This window comes from Granulicatella sp., assembly GCF_057274575.1.
Genome location: NZ_DBHISP010000018.1, coordinates 1 through 18,291, shown reverse-complemented (window position 1 = coordinate 18,291; position 18,291 = coordinate 1). Strand labels below are relative to the sequence as shown.

The window sequence follows — 18,291 nt, the reverse complement described above, 5'->3', positions numbered from 1 at the left end:
GCGTATGGTGCGCTATTCCCAGACTCAATCGATACAATGCACCAAGCAAATGAATTCTTCGCTATAGAGGATTTATTCAGATCTACAGCAATATATGCAGAAGCGATTTACGAATTAATTAAATAAATTTTTTTAAAAAGGTGGATGAATTTCATCCACTTTTTCTTTTTTTATCAGAATGACAAAAAATCCCGTGATTTCTTAAAAGTTCTTTGCTATTCGTTTGTAAAACGTGCTATACTACTAATGATATTATGTATGAAGACTGTAAATTATTCATTTTTGGAGGCTAAAGCATGGAATTTGTAATCTTTCTAATGCTGATTGTAGTACTAGGTGCTGCAGTATATGGAACAGCAATCTATTTAACAAGAAAACAAAATAAAGTGATTGAGGAATTAACTGAGAAAAAAGATAAGCTAATGGCAGTGCCGATTGCGGATACTTTCTATACTTTGAAAAATCTAAATCTAACAGGTCAAACAAAGAGAACATACGAAACTTGGCAAGCGACTTGGCAAACAATCACACGTTTTAGATTTCCTGAAATTGAAGCTGCTCTAGTGAGTGCAGAACAATATATTCAAAAATTAAACTTCTTTAAGGGTAAACAAATTATTCAACAAGCTGAAAATTTAATTGAAGAGACAAAAGCAGAAGTTGATAAAATCTATTCAGCTTTGCAGAAATTACTAGATAGTGAGAAACAAAATAGAGCTGAGTTAGATTTACTACAAGAACGTTACGCTTCAATGAGAAAAGATCTATTAGCACATAGCTTTTCTTTTGGAGAAGCCTTAGAGACTTTGGAAAAACGTTTAGCATATCTAGAGTTAGATTTCGCAAAGTTTAATACATTAACAAACGAAGGGGATCACTTAGAAGCTAAAGAAGTACTTGGTCGTATTGAAAAAGAGATGAAAGAATTTGAATCTATCGTAGAACAAGTTCCTCAACTCTTAAAAGAAATTGATACAGAATATAGTGAGCAGGTTGAAGATTTAAAACAAGGCTATAAAAGAATGGTTGAAGAACAGTATCAATTCTCAAAAATTTCTATTCCTGATGAAATTGAGAGTATTGAAAAAACGATTCAAGTGGCTCGTAACCATATTGCTGCTACAGAATTAAAGGAAGCTCGTCAACAATTAGATAAAGTAGCTCGTGAAATCGATCAACTTTATGATGTAATGGAAGCGGAAATTGAAGCTCGAGAATTTGTATACCGAAATAAAGCTCAAGTAGAAAAACGTTTAAACCAAGTTTTACAAAGCAATCGTTACGTAAATATTGAAATTGATCGAGTATCACAAAACTATATTTTATCGAACAATGAGTTTGTTCGCGTCCAAGAATTCGCTGAACAACTTGAAAAAGAACAAGAAGCAGTTCAATACTATAGCAAAGCAATGGCTAATCATCAAGTTCCTTATTCTGTTGTAAAAGAACATTATGAACTTGTTCTCGATAAACTAAATAGTATTGATGAAGATCAAACGGACTTAGTTAATACTTTATCTGATTTACGTAGCCAAGAAAAAGCAATCCGTGACGGATTAGATGTCTTCGAATTAGACTTACGCAATATGAAACGTACGATTGAAAAATACCACTTACCAGGTCTTCCAAAAGAGTACTTAGAATTGTTCTTTGCAACAAGCAATCGTATTGAGCAACTATGGCAAAAGATGGATCGTGTGAAATTAGATATGAATGAAATTAACGTGGCAAACAACGTGATTGAAGAAGATGTTGAGAAATTAGATATCTTTACAGAACAAATCGTTGATAACGCGCAATTAACAGAGTATATGATTCAACATGCGAACCGTTACCGTTTATCACATCCTGAAATCGAAACAGCGATTGGTCGTGCCCTTGACCAATTCAACCACACATTCAAATACGATGAATCATTACAAATTATTGAGTCAGCGTTAGAAACTGTGGAGCCAGGTGCAGGTAACCGAGTACGTCAAAACTACCAAGCAGAAAAGAATAATAGTTTATTCTTCTAATAGTTAAATCATTAAGCCATGTGGGTGAAAACCCACGTGGCTTTTTTGTTATCTTTTAAATTCTCGTAACATAATCAAGTTTTATGTGTTGAAAATCTATATTTTTAATATTCTTCTAGAAGTATACTAAAGATACAAATGAAGGAGGGGTTATATGGATTTTGTATTATGGGGAAGCATATTTTTAGCAGGATTATTCTCATTTTTTTCTCCGTGTGTGTTGCCACTGTTTCCTGTCTATTTTAGCGTTTTAATGAGTGAACAGGATGGATCACATTTAAAGGTTTGGAGATTGGAGTTATATTGGAAGCCAATGATTCGAACGGTTATCTTTATTGCAGGCATTTCAACAGTCTTTTTCTTTTTAGGATTTGCAGCAACTGCATTAGGAAGTCTGATTTATAATCCTTGGTTTAATATCACACTTGGAGTCGTGATTCTGCTTTTAGGATTGCACCAAATGGAACTTTTCCAATTATTATTTTTACAAAAACAAAAAACAGTTCAGTTTGAAGTCAAAGATAAAAAATCGCTATGGAGTAGTTACTTATTAGGACTCAGCTTCAGCTTCGGATGGACACCTTGTGTGGGACCAGTACTAAGTGCAGTCTTAACGCTTATCTCCACGCAACAAGCCAGTATCACCTATGGTATTTTCTTACTTTGCTTATATATTTTAGGCTTAGCTATTCCATTTTTAATCTTATCTGCTGCTTCAACCGTAGCCTTTAAATGGTTTAACCTTGCTAAAAAACGATTATTATTACTTAAAAAAATCGGAGGACTCGTGATTGTTATTATGGGAGTATCAATTATCTTTTCTCAACTTTCACAAGTTTTTCGTTAAAAATTAGGAGGAATAAAGATGAAACCGAAATTGATGATTGCGTTATTTAGTACATTGCTTTTATGTGCTTGTCAAAATGCACAAATGGGTATGGATAAAATGGATATGAAATCTACGACTGAAGAAATGGGAAAGATGAGCGAGCAAAAGACAAAAAATAAAGATTCAATGAATGGAACAATGGGGATGGATGATGTGAGTGATTATACTTTTAAAACGCTAGATGGGAAAGACGTTTCTCTTGCAGATTATAAGGGAAAGAAAATCTATCTGAAATTTTGGGCTTCATGGTGCCCAATCTGTTTAGCTGGACTTGCTGATATCAATCAATTAGCGGACACGCCTCCTAAAGATGCAGTCGTTCTGACTGTTGTTGCACCAGGTGTGAATCGTGAAAAGAGTTTAGAGGACTTTAAGGAATGGTTTTCAGGATTAGAGTACAAAACTCTTCCAGTTTTAGTAGATAATAATGGTCAGTTTTTAAAAAAATTAGGAATCGTTGGGTACCCATCTTCAGCTTTTATTGATGCAAATGGGAAAGTGGTAAGAGTTCAACCAGGTCACGTAACGAATGAGGATATCGTGAAGACTTTAGAAACACTCTAGAAGAGGAGAAAGCAGAATGGATAAAAAACTTATGATTTCAGTCTTTGCCTTCATTTTTTTATTAGCGGGAGCTTTGTATTTTAGTAAAGGCAATACAGTAGTCAGTTCTTCTGAATCAGAATCGATTTCAAAAAAGGTCACGAATCTGATTGAAAAAGAAGAAAACAAATCCAATACCAAAAAGGAGGCAACAAATATGAAAGAAATTTATTTGGCAGGAGGCTGTTTTTGGGGGCTTGAGGAATATTTTTCAAGAATTAATGGGGTAATTGATGTTGTTAGTGGTTACGCCAATGGGAATGTAGAAACAACCAATTATCAACTTATTCATAGTACAGACCATGCTGAGACAATTCATGTAACTTATGATGCGGATAAAGTTTCCCTAAGAGAATTATTATTATATTACTTTAGAGTGATTGATCCTTTTTCAGTGAATAAACAAGGAAATGATGTAGGCCGCCAATATCGTACAGGAATTTATTATACAGATGAAGCCGATAGTGAGATTATACAGGAGGTCATGAAAGAAAAAGAGGAACAATTAGGAAAAAAATTAGCAGTTGAAACGGAAAAACTACGCCATTTCGTAGTTGCTGAAGACTACCATCAAGATTACTTAAAGAAACATCCAAATGGATATTGTCACATTGATGTGAAAAAAGCAAATGATCCAGTTATTGATGCGAATATGTATCCACTTCCTGATGAGGAGACTTTAAAGAAAACATTGACAAAGGAACAATATGCTGTAACTAGAGAAAATCGTACAGAATTAGCATTTTCAAATCAATATTGGAATAATCATGAAAAAGGAATCTATGTAGATGTAGCGACAGGAGAACCACTATTTTCTTCACGAGACAAATTTGATTCTGGATGTGGATGGCCAAGTTTCACGAAACCAATCTCTTCAGAAGTAGTTACTTATCATGAAGATAATAGTTTTAATATGAAACGAGTTGAGGTAAGAAGTCGTATTGCAAATTCTCATTTAGGCCACGTGTTTGAAGATGGCCCTAGTGATAAAGGCGGACTACGATTCTGTATTAATAGTGCTTCCATTAAGTATATTCCTCTGGATGAAATGGATTCTAAAGGATATGGTTATTTGAAAGACTTTGTTAAATAGAAATAGATGCTTTAGAGGAGAGGGGTTAATGATGGGAATTTCTCTCTTTTAAAGCATTTTTTTATGCAAAACTCACTCGAAAAAGTTTTATGAAAGAGTATAATGGAAACAGGAGGGGATTTTATGTATTCAATCTTGATTGTAGAAGATGAACCGGTTATCCGAAAAGGGATTGCTTCTCTTGTTGATTTTGAAAGTTTAGGGATATCAAGTGTTCTAGAGGCCGAAAATGGTAAACAGGCGATAGCAATGATTCAAGAGCAGGCACCAGATATTTTGCTGACGGATATTAATATGCCAAAAATGGATGGAATTACTTTGGCTCAATTAGCAAGAGCGGAATTTCCACAATTAAGAATTATCTTTTTAACAGGATATGATTATGTGGATTACTTGCTATCAGCAGTTAAATTAGGGGTCGATGATTATATTCTAAAGCCTGTTACCAAAACAGAAATTGAATCCTTGCTTATAAAAGTTGTCTCAAAATTGAATGAAGAAGAAAAACAAAGAAGACTATTAGAATTAGCCAGTAAGAATACCAGTCAATCTGAATCTGTTCACTTTGAGAAATTGATTTTAGAGCAATTATCTAATCCGGAATTATCTCTTGTAGAACTGGCAAAACAATTAGGATTTAGTTCGAATTATTTAAGTATGCTTATAAAGAAAGAACTTGGTAAGTCTTTCCAAGAATATGTAACAGAACAGCGCATTCAAATGGCGAAAAGACTTTTATTATCTACCGATATGAAAATATATGAGATAGCAGAAGCCGTAGGGATTGAAGATATGAATTATTTTTCCTACCGATTCAAATCAATAGTGGGAGTTACTCCAAAAAAATTTAGAAACGGAGCTAATGTATGAGAAAAAAGTCTTTAGCAACACGTTTATTTGGATATCTGAGTTTAATGCTATGTGTACTTGTAGTCATCATTGGTAGCTTCTACTGGGTTCAAAGTAGTGAACTGTTTCATAGAGAAGTGGAAGAGCATACAATTCATGAGATAGATACGAGTGCAAAATATATTGAGCAATATGTTAGTAATTTAAAATCAACCTCAATAGCATTAGCCCAATCAAAAGAAATTCAAACCTATGCCCAAAACGACCATGCAAACAACAAGGATGCAATTCATCAGTTGTTTGATACTATTTTAAAGAGTCATCCAGGCTTTAGAGCCATCCTATTTGTGACAAAAGATGGTAGAATCTTAAAGACTGGCATGGATGAAGAGATGGTAACATCTACAGATATGATGGCGCAAGAATGGTATAAAGAAGCTATCCTAAAATCAAACACGCCTATTATCAAATCGACGAAAAATAATAGTAATCAAGTGGTTATTTCTATTAGTCAGGAAATAAAAGGAGAAGATGGACAACATCTTGGTGTGATTCGTTTAGATGTAGATTATCAAGAATTAGAAAAGTATGTTAAAGAACTTTCTTTAGGAACAAATGGATATGCTTTTGTCATTGAAAAAGATGGCACGATTATTTATCATCCGGATTCTGAAGTGTTCGAGTCGGTAGAAAAACAAATGTCCGTTCAAGATATCTCCAATAGTCCGATGGATTCGATGGTTTCTGAAGATTACTTCGTTCATAAGAGTATCGTTGGAAACGGTGATTGGGTCTTAGTTGGGGTAAGCTCGTTTAGTAGTTTTAAAGAGACGTCGTTCAAATTGCTTGCGATTGTGAGTGCTGTTGGGATTGTTAGTTTAATGATTTGTATGTTTGGAATTTATGCTCTGATGCGTTATCAACTGCTTCCTGTAAAACAATTAGGCCAGGTCATGAAGAAAGTTGAAGAGGGAGACACTACGATTCGAGCACAGGAGAACGGTGCGCAAGAATTCCAAGTGTTGGCTGCTAGTTTCAATCAAATGTTAGAGAAAATTGAAAAACTCATGCAGGATGAAAAAGAACAAGAAGCACTGACCAGAGTTTATGAATTAAAGGCATTAACGAGTCAAATTAATCCGCATTTTCTATATAATACTTTGGAGACTATTATTTGGATGGCTGAATTTCAAGACCATAAAAAAGTAGTAGAAATTACCAAAGCACTCTCTAATTATTTTAGACTTTCGCTGAATGCGGGAAATGAATTAGTAACATTACAACAAGAAATAGAGCATGTACGACAATATTTATTTATTCAAAAGGAAAGATATGGCGATAAGTTAAATTATCGAATCGATTTTTCAGAAGAAATTCCTCCGATTATGATTCCAAAAATTGTTATTCAACCTCTCGTAGAAAATGCAATCTATCATGGAATTAAAGAAATCGATAGACCAGGGCAAATTGATATTACACTTCTAAAGATTGATGAATGGATTGAAATTTGCATTGCCGATAATGGCGTCGGAATGAGTGGGAAAGAAACTTCATCAAAACAGCTTGGTGGTATTGGAATTAAGAATGTCACTGAACGATTGAAACTATTTTTTGGGGAAGCATTTACGATGACGATTGACTCAAAATCAAATGAGTATACAAAGGTCTATTTACGCATTTCGATAAAAAGGCAACAAGACTTGCAATAGTTGACAAAACAAGGCTCTTTTCGTATACTTCTAAAGGTAAGCAATCGGATTGAGATTTTACTTATTAGAGAGGCTTGTCTGGTGAAAATAGCCATCAAAATCGTGCTCCCGATTGAAAACTTTGTAGAAATACAAACGCCCATCCAGCGTTATCGGAATTAGAGATGAATGAACAGCTGTTTCATTGTAAGCAAGGTGGTACCGCGGTAGGACGCCCTTGCAGCAATGGGGCAGTTTTTTTATTTATAAAAAGAAGGAGAATGAAGATGAAAAAACTATCAAGTAGCGAAATTCGTCAAATGTACCTTGATTTTTTCCAAGAAAAAGGACATAAGGTGCATCCAAGTGCGAGCTTAATTCCTGTAAACGATCCAACATTATTATGGATTAACTCAGGGGTTGCCACTCTTAAAAAATACTTCGATGGAACAGAAACACCTGAAGTTCCACGTATTACCAATGCTCAAAAGAGTATTCGTACAAACGATATCGAAAACGTAGGACACACAGCTCGTCACCATACATTATTCGAAATGATGGGGAACTTCTCAATTGGAGATTACTTCAAAGAAGAAGTCATTCCATGGGCATGGGAATTCTTAACAAGTGAAAAATGGTTAGGACTTGATCCAGACCGTCTATACGTAACTTATTATCCAAAAGATCCAGAAACAAAAGCGTTATGGATGGAAAAAGTAGGTCTGCCAGAAGATCATATCATTCCAGTAGAAGATAATTTCTGGGATATCGGTGCAGGTCCATGTGGTCCGGATACTGAGATTTTCTACGACCGTGGAGAAAAATATAATAACTTGGCAGAAGATGATCCAGAAAACTATCCTGGTGGTGAAAATGAACGTTACTTAGAAATTTGGAACTTAGTATTCTCTCAATTCAACCATATGCCAGACGGAACGTATCCACCATTACCACATAAGAACGTCGATACGGGGATGGGTCTAGAACGTGTCGTATCTGTTATCCAAGATACACCAACAAACTTCGAAACAGACTTATTTATGCCAATTATTAAGCAATTAGAAGGCTTAAGCGCTGGTAAGAAGTACAATGACTCTAAAGAATTAGATGTTTCATTCAAAGTAATCGCTGACCACATTCGTGCGGTAAGCTTTGCGATTGGGGATGGCGCGCTTCCTTCAAACGAAGGTCGTGGATATATCATCCGTCGTTTAATCCGTCGTTCTGTAATGCACGGACAACGTTTAGGAATTCAAGGTTCATTCTTAACAAAATTAGTTCCAACAGTGGCTCAAATTATGCATAGCTACTATCCAGAAGTAACTGAAAACATGGAATTCATCCAAAAAGTGATTGCAAACGAAGAGGATCGTTTCCAAGAAACTATTCACGATGGCTTAGCAATCTTAGAAACTATTTTTGCAGACATGAAAGCTTCAAATGAAACAACACTTTCTGGAGAAAATGCATTTAAACTGTATGACACATATGGATTCCCTTATGAATTAACATTAGAATATGCAAGCGACAATGGTTTCACTGTCGATGAAGAAGGATTCCAAGCAGAAATGCAAGCTCAAAAAGACCGTGCGCGTGCTGCTCGTAATACTGAAACATCAATGAACGTACAATCTGCAGTACTACGTGATATCACTGTAGAGAGCGAATTTGTTGGATATGCTTCAACAACAGAAGAAGGCGTGTTAAAAGCCATCGTTGTCGATGATGAATTAGTAGAATCTGCACATAAAGATGCACATGCTCAATTAGTATTCGATTGTACACCATTCTACGCTGAAATGGGTGGACAATTAGCAGACCACGGTACCATTCAAGATGCCAGTGGTACGGTTGTAGCGAATGTGTTACAAGTGAAGAAAGCTCCTAACGGACAATCATTGCACACTGTAGAAGTATTAGCTGACTTACAAGTAAATGCAACATACACATTAGTGGTAGATGCATCTGAACGTGCGAAAATCATTAAAAACCACACAGCGACTCACTTATTACACCAAGCATTGAAAGATGTTCTAGGAACTCATGCAAACCAAGCAGGTTCTCTTGTAACACCAACAACACTACGTTTCGACTTCAGTCACTTTGGACAAGTAACTGCTGAAGAATTAGCTGAAATGGAACGTATCGTAAACGAAAAAATCTGGGCTGGTTTAGAAGTGGTTACGATTGAAACAACACTAGAAGATGCGAAGAGCCGTGGGGCAATGGCACTCTTTGGTGAAAAATATGGCAAGTTAGTTCGTATGGTCAACATTGGCGACTGGTCAATCGAACTTTGTGGTGGTATCCATGTAGCGAACACTCAAGAAATCGGATTATTCAAGATTGTTTCTGAATCTGGTATCGGTGCTGGCGTTCGTCGTATCGAGGCTGTCACAAGTAAAGAAGCTTTTGACTTATTAAGCCATCACGAAAACCTATTAAAACAAGTGGCTGCTGAAGTCAAAGCAATCCAATTAGATACAGTTGTAGAACGTGTGGCTACTTTGGGTCAAGAATTGAAAGAAGCCAATGGTGAAATTGCGAAACTGAAAGCTAAAATCATGAAAGCTGAAGTCGCAGATGTCTTCAACAATGTAGAAGAGGTGAACGGGACTTCATTCATTACCGTTTCTCTAGAAAATAAAGAAATGGATGAATTACGTCAATTAGCAGATACTTGGAGACAAAAAGGTGCGAGTGATATCTTCGTAGTAGGTACTGCTTCTGCGGATAAAGCCAATCTTTTAGTAGCCGTATCTAAAGATGCTAATGCAAAAGGATTAAAAGCAGGCGATATCATTAAGGCGATTGCTCCAGCTATCCAAGGTGGAGGCGGAGGCCGTCCTGATATGGCTCAAGCAGGTGGTAAGAACCCTGCAGGTATTCCACAAGCATTCGAATTGCTTAAAGAATATTTAGCTAAATAAGACCAAATTTAGGAAACCTTCCTTAAGCTTATGAATGAGTTTTAAGGAAGGTTTTTATTGTGAAAGCAAAGGAAAGGCTTTCTAAAAGTTTAAGAATCGGTAAGTATCGATTGTAGTTTTGCTGAAAATCTTGTAATATAAGTATATATATTGAAATGAGGTGTCAGTATGAGTTCAATAGATGAAACAGTCCTATTTAAGTTTAATGAAAAGGATGAAAAAAGCGTTCAAGAAACTTTAACTATCGTGTATGATGCGTTGAATGAAAAAGGATATAGTTCAATCAATCAAATTGTAGGATATTTATTGTCTGGCGATCCAGCGTATATTCCTAGACATAAAGATGCGCGAAATTTAATCCGTCGTCACGAAAGAGATGAGATTTTGGAAGAACTCATTAGACATTATATTCGTTCTACAGGAAGAGATGCCTAATATGAGATTGATGGGCTTAGATGTCGGAAGTAAAACTGTGGGCGTTGCCGTTAGTGATTTAATGGGATGGACTGCTCAAGGAGTTGAAACGATTCCGATAAATGAAAAGGCTTCTGAATTTGGCTTCAAACGTGTTGTCGAGTTAGTGGAAGAGTATGGCGTTGAAAAAATCGTCATTGGTCTACCAAAGAACATGAATAATACGGAAGGGCCAAGAGTAGAGGCTTCTCGAAGATATGGAGCAAGTCTAGAGAAAAGACTCCAAATTCCCATTGTTTTTCATGATGAGCGCCTTACTACGATGCAAGCTGAAAGGATGCTTGTAGAAGAAGGAAATGTTTCAAGAAAAAAAAGAAAGCAAGTCATTGATATGCTCGCAGCAGTCATGATTTTACAAAACTATTTAGATTTAAATGGAAATCAATAAAAGAAAGAGGAAAGAAAATGACAGAACATTCACATCACGAACACGATCATGAACATGATCACTTAGAAGGACATGAAGGTCACGAACATATTACAATCGTTGACGAAGAAGGAAACGAAATTTTACACGAAGTATTATTTACTTTTGAATCAGAAGATTACAATAAATCATATGTTTTATGCTATCCAGCAGGAATTCCTGAAGGTGAAGAAGTAGAATTACAAGCATTTTCATATGTAGAAGCTGAAGATGGTACTGAAGGACAATTAAACCCAATCGAAACAGAAGCAGAATGGGATATGATTGAAGAAGTATTAAACACATTCTTAGCAGAAGAAGATTTATAATCACAAAAGACCAAGGGTAGCCTTGGTCTTTTATTTTTTTAGAGGAATATAGTTTTATTTGTAAAACATGACAAATGATGTCAACATTAAAAGGGTATAATCTATTAAGAGGTGAAGATAATGTATGAAAAATAATAGATTGTTTCGACTGCTATATTATGTTCTATCGAAAAGAAAAGTCACAGCATCACAGCTAGCGGAGCATTTTGAAGTTTCAATTAGAACAATTTACCGAGATATTGATAATCTTAGTAGTGCGGGTATCCCTATTTACGCCACTCAAGGGAAAGGGGGAGGTATTGAGATTTCTCGAGATTTTATTTTAAATCAATCTTTGTTATCTCAAGAAGAAAAGGAACAAATAATGAATGTCTTACAAGGATTAGGGACAACTAGTGACTTATCTGACAAAAATCTTCTTATGAAATTGTCTGCCTTATTTAATATGGAGATGATCAATTGTATTGAAGTTGATTTTCAAGGATGGAATTCTACACATGACACAGCATTATTTCAAAATTTGAAGCTGGCGATTTTGAATAAAAATTTAATTTCATTCGACTATTTTAGCCATCTACAAGAAACTACAAGAATAGTCAAGCCAATTCGATTATTGTTTAAAGGCTTTAATTGGTATTTGTATGCTTTTTGTTTATCTAGAAATGATTATAGATTATTTAAATTATCCAGAATAAAAAATTTGAAGACTTTGAAAGAAAGATATGAGGATTCGTTTGAGGATTTTTCGTTGAACGAAATAAAAGTACCAAATAATACGATTTCTCTCTAGGTTAAATTTGATAAAAGAGTGGCATATCGCGTTTATGATGAAATTACTACAGAAATCATTGTTGATGAGAATGGCGATTTATTGACAACTATTGAACTCCCAAATGATGAGAGAATGGTTAGTTACTTATTCTCCTTTGGCTCAAATGTCGAGGTACTTCAACCAAAAGAAATACGCCTACAAATAAAGCAATTGATTCAAACAATTGGAGAAAAATATAAAACATGACATAGGTTGGCAAGTATTCAATTGTATAATAAGAGTATCAAATAGAAAGGCGTGAGAAAAATGAAGTATGAATGGAGAAAACAAGAGAAAGAATTATACGGTGTAAATACTAAAGCTGTTTTAGTAGATGTTCCGAAGCAAAAGTTCATTACGATTAAAGGACAAGGAAATCCAAATGAAGAAGATTTCTCAAATAGAATTTCCGCTTTATACTCAGTCGCTTATGGTATAAAGATGCTGTTTAAAAAAGCAGCATTGAATAATGAAATTAATGATTTTACTGTTTTTCCTTTAGAAGGTCTATGGCAAAAAGGAGATAAGGTTGAATTTGATAAGAATGATTTAAGTTATATTTTAATGATTAAACAACCCACACTCATCACTGAAGAAATATATAAACAAGCTTTGGAAATCATAAAGCAAAAAAAGCCTAATGATTTATATGAAGAAATCTCCTTTAAAGAATTTGAAGAGGAAAAAGCGATTCAAATTTTACACTTAGGAAGTTTTGATGATGAACCTCAATCTTTTGAGAAGATGGATAAATTGGCTACAGAATTACAATTAAAAAGAACATCTAATGTGCACCTTGAAATCTATTTAACAAATAAAAACAGAACGAGCGAAGAAAAGCAAAAAACAATTCTAAGATATTCAGTAGAATAAATCCCCAAAAGGTAACAGTATGAATAGATACTGTTGCCTTTTATTGAATACAAAATAGCTTAAAATATTGTTATATGAACGTTCTAACTCCCTTTTGTAATTGAGTTTCTTCATTTTTTTATAATAATAGGGTATAATAACTACAACTATGGTTACCTTATGTGACTATCTTAGGAGGAAAACAATGTCTCAAAATGAACATAAAAAGCATTCCTTAATTTCCGAGACGGATTCTAAAAGAGATATCCGAAAGAAGGAAACGTCTATTATTAAAAAGATTATGAAGTACTTCATGATTGCACTACTAGCAATTGTTCTAATTGGAGGAATCTTTACTTGGAACTACATTAATGGTGAAGTAAAACCTGTAGATAGCGAACAAACAGAATTGGTTGAATTTGAAATTAACCAAGGAGAAACGGTTAAAGATGTTGCAAATCATTTGAAGGAAAAAGAGTTTATTCGTAATTCAAAATTTTTTACGTTCTATTTAAAGTTTAAAAATGTCGCAGGATTTAAGGCAGGAGCTTACCAAGTTTCAAAAAGTATGACTTTAGATGAAATTATTGAAGAGCTTTCGGGTAAAGGAAAAGAGAAAAACTTGAATGCAACGAAGGTTGTGATTCGAGAAGGAGAGCAACTGAGTGATATTTCTAAAGAAGTTGCAAAATCAACGAAATACTCAGCTGAAGATTTTATGGCTAAAGTTCAGGATAGTGGTTTTATTGAATTGTTAGTTCAAAAGTATCCTAAATTATTAACTCAGTCATACAATTCATATAATGTGAAATATGTTCTAGAAGGATTTCTTTTCCCAGCAACTTATGATATGAACGATAATAAAACACTTCAAATGTTAATCACTGAAATGGTTGCTAAAACAGATGAAGTGTTATCAAAATATTACTCCCAAATTGAAGCGAGTCCATATACGTTACAACAAATTATGTCTTTAGCTTCCTTAATTGAAAAAGAAGGGGTTAAACTCGAGGATCGTAAGAAGATTGCTAGTGTCTTCTATAATCGTCTTGAAAAAGGCATGATGCTTCAAACAGACGTTGCTGTTCAATATGCTTTAGGAGAACATAAAGAAGCACTATCATTGAAAGATTTAGAAGTGGATTCTCCATATAACTTATACCAAAATTACGGTGTAGGGCCAGGACCTTATAATAGTCCAAGTGAGGATTCTATTGTTGCCGCACTAGAACCTGAAAAAACGGATTATTTATACTTTGTAGCGGATATTCATACGAAAGAAATTTATTTTGCGAAAACGTATGAAGAACATTTAGAATTAAAAGCTAAATATGTGGATAAGGAGTAAGGTCATGGAAAAGAGAAAGCCAATTGTTATCGGAGTTACTGGTGGCTCAGGAAGTGGGAAAACAAGTGTTAGTCGAAAAATTTTGGAGAATTTCCCGGAATTAACGATCGTAAAAATTGATCAAGATTACTATTATAAAGACCAAAGTCATATGCCGTTTGAAGAACGTTTAAAAACAAACTATGACCACCCATTTGCTTTCGATACAGATTTATTAATTGAACATATGAATAAATTAATCAATTTTGAATCGATTGAAGAGCCAGTATATGATTACGAAAATCATACAAGAAGCGACAAAACAATCCATCAAGAGCCAAAAGACGTTATTCTGATTGAAGGCATTCTTATTCTTGAAGATAAACGCTTGCGTGATTTGATGGACATCAAGGTATATGTAGATACAGATGATGATATTCGAATTATTCGTCGTATTAAACGAGACATGGTGGAACGTGGTAGAACACTAGATTCAATCATTCATCAGTACATGTCCGTTGTAAAACCAATGCATCATCAATTTATTGAACCTACTAAAAAATTCGCAGACATCATCATTCCTGAAGGTGGATCGAATACAGTTGCAATTGACTTAATGACCACAAAAATAGCTTCTATTTTAAGAGAATTAGCTTAATATTTGGGCCTTTGAACTTGTTTCAAAGGTCTTTTCTATACAAAAAATTCACTAAAATTTCTTAAAATCATATAAAAATAATGAATAGGGCTTGCAATCTTCACTATAAAGTGTTAAAGTTTTAGCATTGTAGATTGAGATAATCTAAAAAACAATATAGGGGAGAGTCGTATGACTGAAAAAGTATTTCCAATGACGCTTGAAGGAAAAGCAAAACTTGAGGCCGAATTAGAAGAATTAAAAGTCGTTAAACGTAAAGAAATTGTGGAGCGAATTAAGATTGCTCGTAGTTACGGTGACTTATCAGAAAACTCTGAATATGAATCAGCGAAAGATGAACAAGCATTTGTTGAAGGACGTATTTCAACATTAGAAAAAATGATTCGTTTTGCTGAAATTATTGACGATAACAATGTTGAAAAAGATGTTGTTTCATTAGGTAGAAAAGTTACGTTTATCGAATTACCAGATGGAGATGAAGAAACTTATACGATTGTTGGTAGTGCAGAAGCAAATCCAATTGAAGGTAAGATTTCAAATGATTCTCCAATTGCCAAAGGAATTATTGGTAAAAAATTAAATGAAGAAGTAGTCATTCCAACACCAGGTGGAGAAATGAAAATCAGAATTATTGATATTCAATCTGCTTAATTCATAATATTGTAAAAAGCTAGGAGACTTCCTAGCTTTTTTGTATATCGTTCTTTAGACTGATGGTCTTGAAATGATTTCGTGATAGGATTGTATGTGAGAAGATGATATACTAATACCTATATGGAGGTGAGAAGATGAAAAATATTAAAAAGATGCTCATTGTATTGTTACTAGGAACAATGATTTCAGCCATTGAAATGACTACAAGAATGGGTTTATTTATCATCTTTGCACTTGGAGTTGCTACTATTGTAAGTAGTTTGGTTCTTTTTAGAAAAGTAAAATTTATGAAAAATATGGGTTTATGTTTTGGTAGTTTGTTTATGATATTGCCTTTATTATCTACTGCCGGAATTTGGTTAGGTATGATAGCAGCATTACTCATATTATTATTTAGTCATGATAGCTCGTCTTTTTCTGTGGTAACGACTATTTTTCAAAGAAAGGATCAACAAGAATATATTTTCGTGAATTCTAGAGAAGAAGAGATTGATTCGGAGAAAATTAAACGATTCGATTGGATAGGATCTCAAATCATTGGAAATGAGCCTTATGAATGGAACGATATCAACGCTGGACAATTAGTTGGAGATACCATTATTGATTTAGGAAATACGATTCTTCCAGCAAAAGAAAACGTAATTGTAATACGAAAAGGGCTTGGACGAATTCGAATTTTGGTTCCGTATGGAGTCGGTGTCATGATTCATCACCATAGTTTCGCTGGAGAATTAGAGTTTGAAAAGCAATCTTATACGTTAAGTAATGAGTCTATTCAGTTATATAGTAAAGATTATCAAAGAACTAGTAAGCGAGTAAAAATCTATACGACAATTGTGGCTGGAAAGATTGAGGTGATAGAAGCATGAAGCAACGAATCCTCAAAAGCTGGCTTCTATTTTCAGCACTTTATAGTATTGTCAGTACAGTATTTATATTTCTCTTTAGAAAATGGTTTAATTTTGATCATTTAGAAGAGATTAGTTTTCAGGAAACACTTGGGACTATCACACTATTTCTTTTAATACTTCTATTTTTATCATTGATTTCTGCGGTTATCTTATATGTATTAAATCGTCAGGCTGAAAGAAAAATTACAGAGCAGCTGTTAATGATTCAAAAGGCACAGTTTCAGTTGGTAAAAGATAAAGATGAATCTAATTGGCTGAATGAAGCAACAATTCTAGATTTAAATGCTTTTTACACTCAATCAATGGCGATATCAAATCAGATTGAAACGGTATCTTTAGAGTTACAAGAAATAGGTAGAAAACCTCAATATGTTGGAGAAGAGACAAAAGAACAAATTATTGAACAAGAAAGAAGACGTATTGCCAGAGAATTACATGACTCTGTAAGCCAACAATTATTTGCCGCAATGATGATGATTTCTGCTTTGAATGAAAGAAAGCAACATTTTGATGAAAAAGAACAAAAACAACTAGCCATGATTGAACATGTTCTTTCTCAAGCACAGTCTGAAATGCGTGCATTATTACTACATCTTAGACCTATTTCTTTAGAAAATAAATCCTTAAAATCCGGAATCGAAGGTTTATTAGTGGAATTACAAACAAAAGTTCAGATGAAAATTCATTGGGATATAGAGGATGTTATTTTGCCAGAAGGGGTTGAAGATCATCTCTTTAGAATTGCTCAGGAATTGCTTTCGAATACGCTAAGACATTCTCATGCCAAACATTTAGAGGTTTACTTAAGACAGAAAGACTCAAATGTAATCTTTAAAATCGAAGACGATGGTATCGGATTTAACGTAGAGGACATCCATCCTGGTAGTTATGGAATTAATAATATGAAAGAAAGAGTACAAGGACTCGGTGGACAAGTGAAGATTGTAAGCTTCTCAAATCAAGGGACAACAATAGAAATCAAAATTCCGCTTGGTCGTCATTTGGAGGGAAATTATGATTAATGTTTTATTAGTAGATGACCATGAAATGGTACGATTAGGCGTGTCTTCGTATTTATCAATGCAGGATGATATCGATGTTATTGCTGAAGCAAAAAATGGTCGAGAAGGTGTGGAAAAGGCTTTATCCTATAAACCGGACATCATTCTAATGGATTTAGTCATGCCTGAGATGGATGGAATTGAAGCGACAAAAGAAATTCTACGTCAATGGCCAGAAGCAAAAATCATTATTTTAACTAGTTTCATTGATGATGAAAAAGTCTTTCCAGCCATAAATGCAGGTGCTAAAAGTTATATTTTAAAAACTTCTTCGGCTTCTCAAATTGCTAAAGCTATTCGTGATACTTATCAAGGGGACGGCGTATTTGAACCTCAAGTGACTGATAAATTAGTGAATAGAATCCAAATGAAGCAACAACATTTCCCTCATGATGATTTGACCCAGCGTGAATTGGAAGTCCTTCTTCTAATTGCACAAGGAAAATCAAATCAAGAAATTGCGGATGAATTATTTATTACTTTAAAAACAGTAAAAACTCATGTTTCAAATATTTTATCCAAATTGGAAGTAGAAGACAGAACACAAGCAACGATTTATGCATTCAAGCATCAGTTAATAAAAATGTAGACTTAGTTACGGTCATTAGTTATGAATGAATATGAATCATAAGAAGAATCAAAACGAAAAAGATGTATGGAAATTTCCATGCATCTTTTTTAATACTAAAAATAGCATAAAAATCTAGTTATCCGCATAAAAACTGGACTTATCACACT

The 18,291-nt window shown here is 34.2% G+C and carries 17 protein-coding genes and 1 pseudogene; all 18 read left to right on the top strand.

All coding sequences use genetic code 11. From position 1 onward, the window contains the following. Positions 1-296: 296 nt before the first annotated feature. The 18 genes and pseudogenes from ACO5V7_RS07995 (at position 297) to ACO5V7_RS07910 (ending at position 18,142) form a co-directional block, all read left to right on the top strand. Entirely contained in the window at positions 297-2,018 is a 1,722-nt protein-coding gene (locus ACO5V7_RS07995) for a septation ring formation regulator EzrA (protein ID WP_485485753.1), read from the top strand. Positions 2,019-2,172: 154 nt separating this feature from the next. After that, positions 2,173-2,865: a cytochrome c biogenesis CcdA family protein gene (locus tag ACO5V7_RS07990; protein WP_485485752.1), complete on the top strand. Its 693-nt coding sequence runs from the start codon at positions 2,173-2,175 to the stop codon at positions 2,863-2,865. Between the two features lie 18 nt (positions 2,866-2,883). Then, the gene (locus ACO5V7_RS07985) at positions 2,884-3,471 is read left to right on the top strand and encodes a redoxin family protein (RefSeq protein ID WP_485485751.1); all 588 of its coding nucleotides are present in this window, start codon (positions 2,884-2,886) and stop codon (positions 3,469-3,471) included. A 16-nt stretch (positions 3,472-3,487) separates the two neighbouring features. Further along, a complete protein-coding gene (gene msrB, locus ACO5V7_RS07980) occupies positions 3,488-4,603 on the top strand; it encodes a peptide-methionine (R)-S-oxide reductase MsrB (RefSeq protein WP_485485750.1) in 1,116 nt (371 codons plus the stop codon). A gap of 123 nt (positions 4,604-4,726) precedes the next feature. Beyond that, on the top strand, positions 4,727-5,473 hold the full coding sequence (locus ACO5V7_RS07975) for a response regulator transcription factor (protein ID WP_288295448.1): 747 nt from the start codon (positions 4,727-4,729) through the stop codon (positions 5,471-5,473). Beyond that, the gene (locus tag ACO5V7_RS07970) at positions 5,470-7,161 is read left to right on the top strand and encodes a cache domain-containing sensor histidine kinase (protein ID WP_485485749.1); all 1,692 of its coding nucleotides are present in this window, start codon (positions 5,470-5,472) and stop codon (positions 7,159-7,161) included. Before ACO5V7_RS07975 ends, ACO5V7_RS07970 begins: the two co-directional genes overlap by 4 nt. Before the next feature lie 266 nt (positions 7,162-7,427). Continuing rightward, positions 7,428-10,070 carry an alanine--tRNA ligase gene (alaS, locus tag ACO5V7_RS07965; protein WP_485485748.1) on the top strand — a complete coding sequence of 881 codons (2,643 nt, stop codon included), beginning with the start codon at positions 7,428-7,430 and terminating at the stop codon, positions 10,068-10,070. A 168-nt stretch (positions 10,071-10,238) separates the two neighbouring features. After that, positions 10,239-10,505: an IreB family regulatory phosphoprotein gene (locus tag ACO5V7_RS07960; RefSeq protein WP_005605102.1), complete on the top strand. Its 267-nt coding sequence runs from the start codon at positions 10,239-10,241 to the stop codon at positions 10,503-10,505. A gap of 1 nt (position 10,506) precedes the next feature. Then, the gene (gene ruvX / locus ACO5V7_RS07955) at positions 10,507-10,932 is read left to right on the top strand and encodes a Holliday junction resolvase RuvX (RefSeq protein ID WP_039848739.1); all 426 of its coding nucleotides are present in this window, start codon (positions 10,507-10,509) and stop codon (positions 10,930-10,932) included. Positions 10,933-10,949: 17 nt separating this feature from the next. After that, on the top strand, positions 10,950-11,279 hold the full coding sequence (locus ACO5V7_RS07950; RefSeq protein ID WP_005605104.1) for a DUF1292 domain-containing protein: 330 nt from the start codon (positions 10,950-10,952) through the stop codon (positions 11,277-11,279). A gap of 124 nt (positions 11,280-11,403) precedes the next feature. Continuing rightward, positions 11,404-12,297 (top strand): annotated as a pseudogene (locus tag ACO5V7_RS07945) (helix-turn-helix transcriptional regulator). A 60-nt stretch (positions 12,298-12,357) separates the two neighbouring features. Then, positions 12,358-12,963, top strand: coding sequence for a GyrI-like domain-containing protein (locus ACO5V7_RS07940; protein WP_485485747.1), 606 nt, complete (start codon positions 12,358-12,360; stop codon positions 12,961-12,963). A 184-nt stretch (positions 12,964-13,147) separates the two neighbouring features. Then, complete coding sequence (mltG, locus tag ACO5V7_RS07935; protein WP_314073491.1) at positions 13,148-14,290, top strand: endolytic transglycosylase MltG; 1,143 nt, start codon at positions 13,148-13,150, stop codon at positions 14,288-14,290. Positions 14,291-14,294: 4 nt separating this feature from the next. Further along, a complete protein-coding gene (gene udk / locus ACO5V7_RS07930) occupies positions 14,295-14,927 on the top strand; it encodes a uridine kinase (RefSeq protein ID WP_049554699.1) in 633 nt (210 codons plus the stop codon). Between the two features lie 171 nt (positions 14,928-15,098). Then, complete coding sequence (greA, locus tag ACO5V7_RS07925; RefSeq protein ID WP_049554698.1) at positions 15,099-15,578, top strand: transcription elongation factor GreA; 480 nt, start codon at positions 15,099-15,101, stop codon at positions 15,576-15,578. 137 nt (positions 15,579-15,715) lie between these two features. After that, entirely contained in the window at positions 15,716-16,450 is a 735-nt protein-coding gene (liaF, locus tag ACO5V7_RS07920) for a cell wall-active antibiotics response protein LiaF (RefSeq protein ID WP_485485746.1), read from the top strand. Beyond that, on the top strand, positions 16,447-17,514 hold the full coding sequence (locus ACO5V7_RS07915; RefSeq protein WP_485485745.1) for a sensor histidine kinase: 1,068 nt from the start codon (positions 16,447-16,449) through the stop codon (positions 17,512-17,514). Before liaF ends, ACO5V7_RS07915 begins: the two co-directional genes overlap by 4 nt. After that, positions 17,507-18,142: a response regulator transcription factor gene (locus tag ACO5V7_RS07910; protein ID WP_217950596.1), complete on the top strand. Its 636-nt coding sequence runs from the start codon at positions 17,507-17,509 to the stop codon at positions 18,140-18,142. Before ACO5V7_RS07915 ends, ACO5V7_RS07910 begins: the two co-directional genes overlap by 8 nt. Positions 18,143-18,291: the final 149 nt, after the last annotated feature.

Coding starts and splice junctions, on each gene's coding strand:
- ACO5V7_RS07985 (WP_485485751.1), top strand. CDS start 2,884: ATGAAACCGAAATTGATGATTGCGTTATTTAGTACATTGCTTTTATGT.
- ACO5V7_RS07970 (WP_485485749.1), top strand. CDS start 5,470: ATGAGAAAAAAGTCTTTAGCAACACGTTTATTTGGATATCTGAGTTTA.
- ACO5V7_RS07990 (WP_485485752.1), top strand. CDS start 2,173: ATGGATTTTGTATTATGGGGAAGCATATTTTTAGCAGGATTATTCTCA.
- ruvX (WP_039848739.1), top strand. CDS start 10,507: ATGAGATTGATGGGCTTAGATGTCGGAAGTAAAACTGTGGGCGTTGCC.
- ACO5V7_RS07910 (WP_217950596.1), top strand. CDS start 17,507: ATGATTAATGTTTTATTAGTAGATGACCATGAAATGGTACGATTAGGC.
- ACO5V7_RS07915 (WP_485485745.1), top strand. CDS start 16,447: ATGAAGCAACGAATCCTCAAAAGCTGGCTTCTATTTTCAGCACTTTAT.
- ACO5V7_RS07940 (WP_485485747.1), top strand. CDS start 12,358: ATGAAGTATGAATGGAGAAAACAAGAGAAAGAATTATACGGTGTAAAT.
- ACO5V7_RS07950 (WP_005605104.1), top strand. CDS start 10,950: ATGACAGAACATTCACATCACGAACACGATCATGAACATGATCACTTA.
- alaS (WP_485485748.1), top strand. CDS start 7,428: ATGAAAAAACTATCAAGTAGCGAAATTCGTCAAATGTACCTTGATTTT.
- greA (WP_049554698.1), top strand. CDS start 15,099: ATGACTGAAAAAGTATTTCCAATGACGCTTGAAGGAAAAGCAAAACTT.
- ACO5V7_RS07960 (WP_005605102.1), top strand. CDS start 10,239: ATGAGTTCAATAGATGAAACAGTCCTATTTAAGTTTAATGAAAAGGAT.
- mltG (WP_314073491.1), top strand. CDS start 13,148: ATGTCTCAAAATGAACATAAAAAGCATTCCTTAATTTCCGAGACGGAT.
- msrB (WP_485485750.1), top strand. CDS start 3,488: ATGGATAAAAAACTTATGATTTCAGTCTTTGCCTTCATTTTTTTATTA.
- liaF (WP_485485746.1), top strand. CDS start 15,716: ATGAAAAATATTAAAAAGATGCTCATTGTATTGTTACTAGGAACAATG.
- ACO5V7_RS07995 (WP_485485753.1), top strand. CDS start 297: ATGGAATTTGTAATCTTTCTAATGCTGATTGTAGTACTAGGTGCTGCA.
- udk (WP_049554699.1), top strand. CDS start 14,295: ATGGAAAAGAGAAAGCCAATTGTTATCGGAGTTACTGGTGGCTCAGGA.
- ACO5V7_RS07975 (WP_288295448.1), top strand. CDS start 4,727: ATGTATTCAATCTTGATTGTAGAAGATGAACCGGTTATCCGAAAAGGG.